The organism is Sorangium sp. So ce176, assembly GCF_051519835.1.
Classification (GTDB): domain Bacteria; phylum Myxococcota_A; class Polyangia; order Polyangiales; family Polyangiaceae; genus Sorangium; species Sorangium cellulosum_G.
In genome coordinates, this window is sequence record NZ_CP150371.1 from 5,419,392 (window position 1) to 5,430,393 (window position 11,002).

Consider the following 11,002-nt stretch of genomic DNA (forward strand, 5'->3'; position numbering starts at 1 on the left):
GGGCGCCCCCCTTCGACAAGACCCGAGGAGACACGACGATGCGATCCATGAACACCGCGGCACCGGCGACCCACGACGCGACCACCGATGCGGCTCCGCTGGCCCCCCCGGCGCCCTCCGGTCGCCGGGCGAGGAGCGGCAACACGGCCCTGAGGCGCATCGCGACGGCGGCGTGCCTGATCCTCGTCGCCGCGTGCGGGGGAGAGGACGAGCCCGTCGCGTGGAAGGACATGAGCTTCGAGGAGCGCAACGAGTTCATGACCGACGTCGTCCTGCCGCGGATGACAGAGGTCTTCGTCGAGTACGACGCGAAGTACGAGAACATGACCTGCGAGACGTGCCACGGCAGCGACGCAGTCGCGCGCGGCTACGCGATGCCGACCCCGCAGATCGCCCCGCTCCCCGCCACCCCGGAGGGCTTCCTCGAGTGGGTGGCCGACCCGGCGCACCCGGAGCGCGAGAGGTTCGGCACCTTCATGTACGAGAGGATCGTGCCCGAGATGGCCGCGCTGCTCGAGATCCCGAGGTTCGACCCGATGACGGAGACCGGCGAGTTCTCGTGCCACTACTGCCACACGCTGGAAGAAGTCGCGCCGTGAGAAGACCTGAGAGGTGAGCGGTCCACGCGGCGCCGCACGCACCCCGCTCTCTCTCTCGCGATCCCGGGACGGCCCGCTCCGGTTACTCTCCGTCCGGAGGAGGTTTCGCATGCCCGACCCGATCGAGATCGACGAGTCCAACGCTCAGTTCATCGCCGCCTGGATCCTTTTCAGCCAGGGTCTCCCCGGCCATCGGATCGAGCACAACGACGGCGTCACCGTCGTGCTCTCGGGCACGGACATGATCATGCTCAACATGGCCACGCTCTCCTCGCCGGCGACCGACCTCCGGGACCTCGAGCGCCGGGCGCGCTGGGCCGTCGAGCTCGCCCGGACCGGCGGCGTGCCCTGGCTCTTCGCGATGTCCGATAGCTGGTCGCCCGGCGGCGACGCGGGCGCGACCGCCGATCTCCTGGGCCGGCTCGGCTTCACGCCGGCCGTGTCGCTCACGGGCATGGTGGCCGACGCGATCGCCCCGCCGCAGCGCGCGCCTTCCGACCTCGATCTCCGGCGCGTGGCCGACGCCGAGACGCGCGCCGCCATCGCCGACCTCAACGCCGTCACCTACGGCGTCCCGATCGCCGCGGCGCGCGCCTCCGTGGCCCACGAGGCGCTGTGGGGCGACCGGGCGTTCGGGCAGGTCGGCTACGTGGACGGCCAGCCCGTGTGCTCCGCGGCCACGTACATCGTGGAGGGGATCCGCTACGTGGGCTTCGTCGTCACCGCGGCCGAGCACCGGCGCAAAGGGTACGCCGAGGCGGTGATGCGCGGCTGCCTCGACGACGCGCTGAGGGGAACGGGGCTCCAGAGGAGCGTCCTCCACGCGACGGACATAGGGCGGCCCGTGTACGAACGGATGGGCTACCGCGCCGTCACGCGCTTCTCCTTGTACGCGCCGCCGCAGGCCTGAAGCCCGGGCGGCGCGGGCGTCCCGCTCCGGCCGCCGGCTACCACCCGCACGTCTTGCCGCGGTTCTGCTGATCCAGCCATTCCTTGAGCGGCGCGAAGTAATCGAGCATCGCCGCCGCATCCATCTGCCGTGAGCCGGTCACCGCCTCGAGCGCCTCGGGCCACGGGCGGCTGCGCCCCATCTCCATCATCCGCCGGAGCCGCTCGCCGGCCTCCGCGCTGCCGTGGATCGTGCAGCGGTGGAGCGGCCCCTTGTACCCCGCCTCCTCGCAGAGCGCGCGGTGGAACTGGAACTGGAGGATGTGCGCGAAGAAGTACCGGATATAAGGCACGCTCGCCGCCACATGGTACTTCGCGCCAGGATCGAAGTCCGCCTCGGAGCGGGACACCGGCGGCGTGACCCCCTGGTACCTCGCCCGGAGCGCCCACCAGGCGCTGTTGTAGTCCGCCGGCCGGATGTCCCCGGAGAAGACCCCCCAGCGCCACCGGTCGACCAGGATCGCGAACGGCAGGAAGGCCACCTTGCCGAGGGCGTGGCGGAGGAGGAGCGAGAGATCGCTCGACGCAGGCGGCACCTCGGACACGAGCCCGATCTGCTGGAGATAGTCCGACGTGACCGACAGCCCGATGGTGTCGCCGAGCGCCTCGTGGAACGCGGGGTTGGGGCTGTCGCGGTAGAGGAGCGGCAGCCGGTTGTACGCGAGCTGATAGAAGGTGTGGCCGAGCTCGTGGTGGATCGTGTGGAAATCGTCGGCCGTGATGTCGATGCACATCTTGATGCGCACATCCTCCTCGTCGTCGATGTTCCACGCGCTCGCGTGACAGACGACGTCGCGATCCGCCGGCTTGACGAAGAGCGACCGCTGCCAGAACGTGGCCGGGAGCGGGTCGAACCCGAGCGAGACGAAGAAGCGCTCACCCGTCTTCACCATCTCGATCGGCGTGAACCCCTTCTCCCGCAGGGCGGCGTCGAGGTCGTAGATGGGCGCAGCCCCCTCCGGCTCCGCGAGCTCATGGATGTTGGTCCAGTCCTGCGCCCACATGTCGCCGAGCAGGTCGGCGCGGATCGGGCGCGCGTCGGGCACGACCTCGGCGCCGTACCGCGCGGCGAGCCGGCCGCGCACGTAGCAGTGGAGCGCGTCGTAGAGCGGCTTGACCTGCGCCCAGAGGCGGTCGACCTCCCGCTGCAGCACCCCCGGCGGCAGCTCGTATTTCGCGCGCCAGGCGTCGCCTGTGTCCTTGAACCCGAGCTCGCGGGCCCCCTCGTTCGCCAGCTCCACGAGCCGCGTGTACTCGCCGCGCATGGGCGCGGACACCGTGCGCCAGCCGACCCACGCGCGCTTCAGCTCCTCCGGATCGCGGCTGTTGGCCATGATCCTGCCGAGCGCCTCGAGGTCGAGGCACTGCCCGCCCGCGGGGCAGTACTTGCCCGCCCCGTACACCGCCTCGAGCCTCGACGCGATGGTCGCGAGCTCCTGGGTCCTCGCCGGATCGGCGGGGGCGTACAGCGTAAGGGACGTGCGCAGGAGATCGATCCGCCGGCGGACATCCTGGGGGAGCTCGATATTACGGAAGCGATCCGCCCGCTTGACGAGGTCGGCCTGCGCGGTGAGCAGCTTCGCGCTCGCGGCGGCCGCGAGGATCTGCGTGTCTTCCGTGATGTACGTCGACGCCACCCACGCGGCGCGGTTGTTCTGGGTGCTGAGCTGGTGGAGCTCGGCCTCCGCTTCCTCGATGAACCGCGCCGCCTCCTTCACCGCGGGCGTCGGCCGCGGATCGGGCTGCGGCGCGGGAGGAGCGGGATCGGAGCATGCCGACGAGAGCGCGAGGGCGCCGCAGGGCAAGGCGACGGCGAACATCGGAACCATGCGCATCATTTCCGCTGCTCCTCGGTCGCGGGCATCTCCGGCATGGAATCGTCCTTCCACCCCGCATGCAGATGTCCTGGGGTGCGCGCCGGCGCCGCGATCCTGGTGGCCCTCTAAGGCCGCTCGCCGGCTCGAGCAATATCGGCGGGCGCTCGCCCCCCGAGCCGGCGCCGTGGCGCGATGTATGCCCCGTGGTCCTGGACTGGAAGTCCAACAAGCCCGGAGAGAGATGAACCACAGAGGGCACAGAGGAGAGAGAAGATAGAGTCTTCTTTATCTCTTCTCATCCCTCTGTGCCCTCTGTGCCTCTGTGGTTCAAATTCTCGCTCCACCGGTCTCGCGCTTTTTCAGCGGGCACGAGAGGATGTCGCCCAGGTTGACCGTCACGCCGGCACCGCGGCAGGCCATGTCCTCCAGCAGCGCCTCCAGGGTGGTCAGGTCGCCGTGGATGTCGGAGACGGCCGCGATCTGCACCGCCCCGGCAAATCGAAAAAAGTCGCCGCCGATGTCGAGGGAGCGCCTGGGCCGGCGCGCGGCTCCGGGGCGCTCGCGCCTGATCTTCATGACCTTCACCGGCCATGCTCCTCCGGCGGCGGGCGGCGCGGCGCGCGCCCCCTCGCCGGGCGAGATGGCCGCTGTCACGACGCCGGCGTCGAGCGCCCTCATGTGCGAGGCGGACGGCACGCATTTGCTGCCGTGATTCCCGCATGGCACGCTCGCCCTCACCCGGGGCGGGGACGCGCGGCGGACCTCGTGAAGCGGTTCGCTCGGGCGGGCTCGACTCGGACGGAGGATACCCACATGGATGACACAAGTCCGAAGGCCGAGATCATGGCCTCGACGCAGCGGCCAGGGGGCCTGCTGAGGATGCACGGAAGGGGGGCGCGCGCATGACCGTCCGGCTCAACCACACCATCGTCCCGGCGCGGGACAAGAAGACGTCCGCCACCTTCATGTCCGAGATCCTGGGCCTCGACCCCCCGGTGCCGTTCGGACACTTCCTGGCGGTGCGGCTCGACAACGACGTCACGCTCGACTTCGCCGACAGCACGGACGAGTTCCGTCCCATGCACTATGCCTTCCTTGTCAGCGAGGCAGAGTTCGACCAGATCTTCGGGCGGATCCGCGAGCGCAAGCTCCAGTACTGGGCCGATCCCATGGCGCAGCGCCCCGGCGAGATCAACCACCACGACGGCGGGCGCGGCGTGTACTTCCCCGATCCCGCCGGGCACTTCCTCGAGATCATCACCCGTCCTTACGGCAGCGGCGGCTGATCCCGGCGCGCCGCGCCTCGCACGACGGCACGGACGAGGGCGTCCGGCCCCCGATGCCGGCCGGCGTCGGCGCCCTCTCCTGCCGCCTCAGTCCGGCATGCCGCGCGTGAAATCGAGCAGCCGCAGCATGTCGCGGCGGGTCCTCGGGCCGTAGGTCTGGAACGAGGGCATCGCCGCGTTCGCGTACTCCGCGCGCGCGCGGCTCACGTCGTCGCCGGCCTGGGCCTTCCGCGCGTCGGCGACGTCGACGCCGTACACGCGCGCCGCGTTGAGGCCGAAGATCTTCGCCTTCCGCTCCGCTGTCAGCGCCGGATAGCCGTAGCGCTCCTGGAACTCGGGGGTGATCTCGAACGCGCGGAACGCCTGGATCTGATCCTGCGGCGAGCCGAACCAGATGGCGTCGGTACCCCAGAGGATCCGGTCCTCGCCCACGTGCTTGAGCAGCTTGCCCACGACGTGCGCTGCCTGGTCCGGCTTCTTCATCACCTCGCGCCAGGTGGAGCCGAGCTCGGCGTACACATTGCCGTTCTGCCCGATGCCGTTCTCCTCGAGCGAGCGAATCAGCGCGTCCACGCCGCGCGTCGCCTTCGGGTCATACGGACCTTCGGTGATGTCCGGCTCGAACCCGGAGTGGTAGACGAGGAACGTCGCTCCGGGGAACGCGCGCGCCGCCGGCCCCACGTCCTTCGGTCGCGTGTACTCCGGGTTCATCCCCGACAGCGGGAGCCCCTTGTGCACGGCGAAGATCGGAACGCCGACCGCGAGGCCGTGCTCGATCGTCTTCCGACCCACCGCATCGTCCAGCCACCAGCCCTCCCCCGTCGGTCCCCATACGGTGTAGAGCTTCCACGCGCTGAGCTTCAATGTCTCGGCCTGCTTGCGCATGTCGTCGGCGATCTTCTCCCAGGGCGCGGCGGTCGGCTGGACAACGCCGTGGATGCGCAGCCGATCCCGCCCGAGCTGCGCGACCTTCTCCCGCGTGCGCGCCGCCTCCTCCGTCAGGATGGGCAGCGGATCTCCCCAGAGCCCTGTCAGCACAGCGAGCTGGGTGTCGCTGTTCATGAAGACCTCGCGGATCAGCACGTCATCGGTGAAGCACCGCGCCCAGGGCGCCGCGCCGCAGTCGGCCTGCGGCGTCGTCTTCAGGAAATCCGCGAGCGACGGCTGCCCCTCCTTCCACCAGACGCGCTCCGCTGTCACCTGGTGCGTCTGCACGTCGAAGATGAACTCCTTGCCGGTCAGCACCTCGTCGGCGGCGCCGGGGTCGAGCGTCGACGCCTTCGTGACCTGGTAGCGCCCGCCGCCGCAGCCGAGCTGGTTGAGCGCGAGGAAGACAGTCGCGGCGCCGCACGTGCTGGCCAGGTAGTCGCGCCGGCTCATCCCGAGCTTGCCCGCGTTCTCGAGCGCGCTCTCCATCGCGCTCCGCTGCGCCTCGCGCAGCGCCGCGTCCGGAGGCCGCGGCCAGTACTCACCATTGCTCGTGGCGTCGAGCTTCACCGGCAGCCGGAGCGCGTCGTCAGGTAGGCTCTTCTTCATTCGGTGGCTCCTGTTGGTCCCCGATCGAGGAGTTCACTGCAGGGCATGGCGTTATGCGGGCTCATCCGCACACGCCGCTGTCGAGATCGGAGCTCGAAGGATGGCGAGCCGGATCCGCGCGGGCAAGCCGCCGACGCGACGCCGTGCAGGTAGGTAGTCCGGAGATCAGGGGCGACGCTGGCCGCGGGCGGCAAACACCGCGCCCGGCACCGGGGCCAGCGAGCCCATCAGTTCACGCCGATCACGTCGATCGCACGTAGATGACGAAGTCGACCCTGGCGGTGACCCCGTTCTGCTCCACGGACGCGGTCACCGTGGCCACCCCGGGCGCGGCAGCGCGGATCGCGCCGGTGCCGTCCACGGAGACCACCCGGGGCCGGTTGCTCTCGAAGCTCACCCGCATGCCCTCGGGGAGCGGACGGCTGGCGCCCTTGGTGATGTAACCGTAAACGGACTCGTCGCTCAGCGAGACAGTGAGCTGCGGATCGATCTCCGCGCCGACGGGGAAGAAGACCCGCTGCTGGATGCCCAGGTCGTGATCGCCCACGATCTGCGGCCTCGCCGTCACCACCGCGGGCGCCGGCTGGAGCGCGCCCGTCACCGTGACGGAGGTCTGCGCCGCGATGTCAGGGTCGGCGGCGGAGCGCGCGATCTGGATCCCGTAGGTCCCCGCGTCGACCGTGTAGCGCCCCTGCGCCTCGTCGAAGAAGGCCAGGTCGGCGATGCGCAGGTCGAAGGTCACGCTCCGGCTCTCCAGCGGGCCCAGCGAGATCTTCTGGAACGCGCGCAGCCGCTTCCGGGGGCGCTCGAGCGCGGCGGGGGCGTCGGGCGTGCTCACGTAGAGCTGCACCACCTCGTCGCCGGCGACGCGGCCGACGTTGCTGACGTTCACGCTCACCCGCAGCGTGCCGTTCGCGTCGACGCTCGGCTTGTCCGTGCTCAGGCTCCAGTACCGGAAGCGGGTGTAGCTCAGCCCGTGACCGAACGGATAGGTGACAGGGCCCTGGAAGTACATGTACGTGCGCCCGAGGCTGCTCTCCGTCGGCCGGATGGCGTAGTCGTCGATCGGCGGCACGTCGGAGAGGTTCGTGTACCAGGTGAAGGGCAGCCGGCCGCTCGGGTTGTGGGCGCCGAGCAGGACGTCGGCGAGCGCCTCGCCCTTGCGCTGGCCGTTGTACGAGCTCCAGAGCAGCGCCGCCACGCCGGGCTCGAAGGCGCCGACATCCACCTGGCCGACGGTCTCCATGTAGACGACGGTGCTCGGGTTCTGCGCCGCCACCTGGCGGATGAGCTCGGCCTGCGCGCCGGGCAGCGCGATCGTCGCGCGATCCACGTCCTCGCGCGAGTGGCGCCCGTCCGTGCCCACGTAGACGACGACGACGTCGTACTCGGCCGCGGCGGCGACGGAGGCCGCGTCGACCTCGGTGAGGGTCTCCGGCGTCACGCCGGGGTAGAAGTCGACGACGGCCGCGGGGTTGATGGCCTGAACGGCGGCCTTGATGCCATTGTAGCCGTTCACCGCGTTGGCGTTGCCCGCGGGGCCCTGGTCGCTGGAGTAGCCGCCAAGGAAGACCTCGGCAGGGCTCGCGTAGGTGCCGATCACGGCGAGGCGGAACGCGCCCGCGCGCGGGACCTGGAGCGGCAGGAGCTTGCCGGTCGAGCCGTCCTTGCGCCGGGTCTCGCTGTTCTTGAGGAGCACGATCGCCTCTGCCCCGACCTCGCGCGCCATCGCGAGCCGCTCGGGCGTCTGGGTGATCGCGCCGTTCTCGTCGCTGTTCGTCCAGGTCCCCGGCGCGAGGCGCGCCCTCGCCTGGGTGACCCAGGGGACGCGGGCGTCGTCGTCGAACTCGCCGAGGCGCATGCGCGCGGCGAAGAGCCGGGTGACCAGCGGATCGACGTCGTTCTCGTTGAAGATGCCCGTCGGCGTGGGGATGGCGCGCGCGACAGCGTCGACGAGGGTGTTCGCGTAGCTGTAGTTGTCGTGGTAACCCCAGTTGCAGTTGAGATCCTCGCCGGCGACGGCGGCGAAGGCGTGGCGCTCGACGGCGTCGAGCGGGTGGGGATAGCCGGGCGGCTGCCACTTGTGGCCGGACTGGATCTCGCGGATCGCGTCGCAGTCCGAGGTGAAGAAGCCCTGGAAGCCGAAGATCGAGCGCGCCAGCACCTCCTTGAGCTGGATGCTGGCGGCCACGGGCTCGCCGTTGACGCGGTTGTACGCGCTCATGATCGACGCCGGATCCGACGAGCGGATGACGTCACGGAACTGCGCCGTGTAGTACTCGCGCAGCGTCCGCTCATCCATGTCCGAGCTGCCTTTGCGGCGGTTGAACTCGCTGTTGTTCGCGGCGTAGTGCTTGAGCGTTGTGTTCACCTTCAGGTAACCGCCGCTCTCCGGCAAGAGGCGCCCCTGCTGGTCCTTGCCCTCCATGCCGTTCACGAACTGCGCGGAGATGGCGGCGGTGAGCACCGGGTCCTCGCTGAACGCCTCGTCGTTGCGGCCCCAGCGGGGATCCCGCGCCAGGTTGATCGTGGGGGCGTAGAAGTTGAGGTTGAGCTTGTTGTCGCGGAAGACCTCGCGCGCCTCGTCGGAGATCAGGAGCGCCTCGCGGTACATGAGCTCGGGGTTCCAGGTCGAGCCCAGGGAGAGATCGACGGGATACGACGTGGTGTTGATGGTGTTGGGCGGGTTGCCGCGGTCGTTGACCTGCTCGCGCGCGACGCCGTGCGCGGCCTCGTTCCACCAGCCATAGGCGGGGATGCCGAGCGACGGGATGGCCGGCGCCCGGCTGCTGATCATCTGGCTGGCCTTCTCGGCGAGCGTCATGCGCGAGACAAGGTCCGCGGCGCGCTCCTCGGGGGAGAAGCGGCGGTTCCGGTAGATGGGCAGGTCGACCGCCCTGTCCCTCCCGATCTCGGCCGGGTCGAGGCGCCGCGGGTCGGCGCTCGCCGGATCGAGGCCCGACGCGGGCCCGACAACGTCGGGCGGGGCATGGTCGGACGAACATGCCGCGACAGCGGTCAGCGCGAGCGCGCCGCGGAGCGCCGAGAGCGCTCTTGTGAAAGCTAAATGCTTGATGGTCATGCCTTGGGCTCTTTCCGTGGTGGCGAGACGGTGGACAGGCTTGCTGCCTGATCCTCTGTGCGGCGTAATGCGCATTACGTAAAGGAAACACGGGCGAGCGGCAACAGCCCAGGGAGGCGGCGGCGGGAACGGCAGCACCGGGCGGCGCGGCGCGCACGGCGAGCCGCCGGGCCGCGGCCCTCCCCGCGAGGCTCAGCCCTTGATGGTGGCGCCGTCGATGTGCGCGGCGAGATCGGCGTACTTCATGCGAAACCGGCCGCAGCCCTCGGGGAGCGGCGCGCGGGGCGGGGTGCCCTTGCAGCTATCCGATCCCACGGGGTTGCGCAGGACGACCGAGGCGGGCGCGCCGTCGGCGCCGCGCTCGATCTTCTCGGCCGCGACCCAGTGGTAGCCCCCTTCCCATTTCAGCAGAACGGGCACCCGCTCGCCGCGCCCCATCGCCCCGGCGACCTCGGCGGCAACGGACGCGCCGCTGCGCAGGAGAGACGAGACGCTCGTGTAGCTGCCGCCCATGATGTCCTGGAACAGGCTCGTGAAATTGCCGAGCGGGACGCGCGAGTCGCCCCCCAGGGCGGCCCAGAACGAGTCGTTGTCCTCGGCGTTGTCGTAATCGAAGATCCAGCTCATCGCGGTCGCGTGGTTCATGAGCGCGGACTGGAACAGCCGATCGATGTCGACGCGGCCCGAGGCGTCGCGCTGGATCGCGCTGCGCGGCATCCTGATCGCGCGTCCCGAGCGGAGCGTCACCTCGCCCGCCTCCCGCGTGATTCCATCGACGATCCGGACGAACTCGGCCGGATCGACGCGCAGCAGGACGTACTCCATCGTCCCCGCGCCGCACGTGCCGTGACACGCGCCCTGCTTGACGCGCAGCGGGTTGTCCACGTGCCGGATCGCCTGCGCGAGCACGAGGTGCGGATCGATGCCGCCCTCGAGCACGAGCCTTGGATCGCGCCGGACGCCGGCCATTGTCGCGAGGTTCGGCAGGAGCGCCCCCGTGTGCAGCCGGCCCGCCGCGAGCAGCCTATCGAGCGCGGCCAGCGCTGGCGCGTCGCCCCCGAGCGCGCGCCGGACCTGGTCGAGGCGCGCGCTCCGATCGGCGGCGAGCGCGCCGGAGACGGCGGCCGCGGCCCTGTCGCCGACGGAGTCCACGGCGGGCGGCGGCGAGTCTGGGTCCGGCTCGGCCCCGGGCACGACCTGCGGGAGCTTGTTCGCGTCCGTGAAATGGTCCTGATCGTGGCGCGAGGGCGCCGCGGACGCCTGGGTCGCGGACGACTTGCGGCCGAGCGCCGCCACCTGATCGGGGCTGAGCCCCGCGGCCCTCGCCAGGGCCTCGTCGAGCGGCGGCGCGCGCCGGGCCGCCAGGCGCCTGTCGAGGGCGGCGATCGTCGCGGCGTCGACGATGCCCGTCTGCGGCAGGTCCTCCGCGGCTTGCAGCGCGACGATGACGGCGTGCGTCTTCGGCCCGAACGAGCCGTCGGCCTTCATCGGGTCGCCGATCGCGCCGAGCGCCTCTTGCAAGGCGCGAACGCCGTCGCCTTGCGCCCCCTGCGCGAGCGTCGCCGCGCCCGCCGCGACCGTTCTCAGCGCCTCGCTCGACGCGAGCTCGGGGGCGCCGAGCCCCGTGTTCCCGTTGTCGCCCATGGGTCCCCTCCGGCCATCGCCCAACGCGCTGGGTCCTTCTCAGGGTACTACGCCGCGCCCGTCGATGGGCGCGTCAGGCGGAGCGGCGGT

General features: G+C 70.7%; 9 protein-coding genes. 4 read left to right on the forward strand and 5 right to left on the reverse strand.

Translation table 11 applies throughout. From position 1 onward, the window contains the following. Window positions 1-47: 47 nt before the first annotated feature. Together WMF42_RS20255 and WMF42_RS20260 are read left to right on the forward strand one after the other, a co-directional pair. Window positions 48-599 (forward strand): hypothetical protein, encoded by a 552-nt coding sequence (locus WMF42_RS20255; RefSeq protein WP_437693637.1) that lies wholly within the window; start codon window positions 48-50, stop codon window positions 597-599. 109 nt (window positions 600-708) lie between these two features. After that, window positions 709-1,509 (forward strand): GNAT family N-acetyltransferase, encoded by an 801-nt coding sequence (locus WMF42_RS20260; RefSeq protein ID WP_061606372.1) that lies wholly within the window; start codon window positions 709-711, stop codon window positions 1,507-1,509. Window positions 1,510-1,546: 37 nt separating this feature from the next. On the opposite strand, the gene WMF42_RS20265 is transcribed toward WMF42_RS20260, so the two are convergent. Together WMF42_RS20265 and WMF42_RS20270 are read right to left on the reverse strand one after the other, a co-directional pair. After that, window positions 1,547-3,385, reverse strand: a complete 1,839-nt coding sequence (locus WMF42_RS20265) for a M2 family metallopeptidase (protein ID WP_437693639.1) — start codon at window positions 3,383-3,385, stop codon at window positions 1,547-1,549. 306 nt (window positions 3,386-3,691) lie between these two features. Then, on the reverse strand, window positions 3,692-3,949 hold the full coding sequence (locus WMF42_RS20270) for a hypothetical protein (protein ID WP_437693641.1): 258 nt from the start codon (window positions 3,947-3,949) through the stop codon (window positions 3,692-3,694). On the opposite strand from WMF42_RS20270, the gene WMF42_RS20275 reads away from it, so the two are divergent. Together WMF42_RS20275 and WMF42_RS20280 are read left to right on the forward strand one after the other, a co-directional pair. Then, the gene (locus tag WMF42_RS20275) at window positions 3,939-4,076 is read left to right on the forward strand and encodes a hypothetical protein (protein WP_437693643.1); all 138 of its coding nucleotides are present in this window, start codon (window positions 3,939-3,941) and stop codon (window positions 4,074-4,076) included. The two genes, WMF42_RS20270 and WMF42_RS20275, sit on opposite strands and share 11 nt — an antisense overlap. Window positions 4,077-4,266: 190 nt before the next feature. Further along, a complete protein-coding gene (locus tag WMF42_RS20280; protein WP_061606369.1) occupies window positions 4,267-4,650 on the forward strand; it encodes a VOC family protein in 384 nt (127 codons plus the stop codon). Window positions 4,651-4,737: 87 nt separating this feature from the next. On the opposite strand, the gene WMF42_RS20285 is transcribed toward WMF42_RS20280, so the two are convergent. From WMF42_RS20285 to WMF42_RS20295, 3 genes are all read right to left on the reverse strand, one after another. Next, a complete protein-coding gene (locus WMF42_RS20285) occupies window positions 4,738-6,186 on the reverse strand; it encodes an amidohydrolase family protein (RefSeq protein ID WP_437693645.1) in 1,449 nt (482 codons plus the stop codon). A 241-nt stretch (window positions 6,187-6,427) separates the two neighbouring features. Next, window positions 6,428-9,010 carry a glycoside hydrolase family 3 C-terminal domain-containing protein gene (locus tag WMF42_RS20290; protein WP_437693647.1) on the reverse strand — a complete coding sequence of 861 codons (2,583 nt, stop codon included), beginning with the start codon at window positions 9,008-9,010 and terminating at the stop codon, window positions 6,428-6,430. 450 nt (window positions 9,011-9,460) lie between these two features. Beyond that, window positions 9,461-10,912 carry a peptidoglycan-binding domain-containing protein gene (locus WMF42_RS20295; protein WP_437693648.1) on the reverse strand — a complete coding sequence of 484 codons (1,452 nt, stop codon included), beginning with the start codon at window positions 10,910-10,912 and terminating at the stop codon, window positions 9,461-9,463. Window positions 10,913-11,002 lie beyond the last annotated feature (90 nt).

Bases quoted from the DNA above. Each gene is read 5' to 3' on its own strand.
- WMF42_RS20255 (WP_437693637.1), top strand. From the start codon at position 48: ATGAACACCGCGGCACCGGCGACCCACGACGCGACCACCGATGCGGCT.
- WMF42_RS20260 (WP_061606372.1), top strand. From the start codon at position 709: ATGCCCGACCCGATCGAGATCGACGAGTCCAACGCTCAGTTCATCGCC.
- WMF42_RS20265 (WP_437693639.1), bottom strand. From the start codon at position 3,385: ATGATGCGCATGGTTCCGATGTTCGCCGTCGCCTTGCCCTGCGGCGCC.
- WMF42_RS20275 (WP_437693643.1), top strand. From the start codon at position 3,939: ATGACCTTCACCGGCCATGCTCCTCCGGCGGCGGGCGGCGCGGCGCGC.
- WMF42_RS20280 (WP_061606369.1), top strand. From the start codon at position 4,267: ATGACCGTCCGGCTCAACCACACCATCGTCCCGGCGCGGGACAAGAAG.
- WMF42_RS20285 (WP_437693645.1), bottom strand. From the start codon at position 6,186: ATGAAGAAGAGCCTACCTGACGACGCGCTCCGGCTGCCGGTGAAGCTC.
- WMF42_RS20290 (WP_437693647.1), bottom strand. From the start codon at position 9,010: ATGACGCTCGCCGAGAAGGCCAGCCAGATGATCAGCAGCCGGGCGCCG.
- WMF42_RS20295 (WP_437693648.1), bottom strand. From the start codon at position 10,912: ATGGGCGACAACGGGAACACGGGGCTCGGCGCCCCCGAGCTCGCGTCG.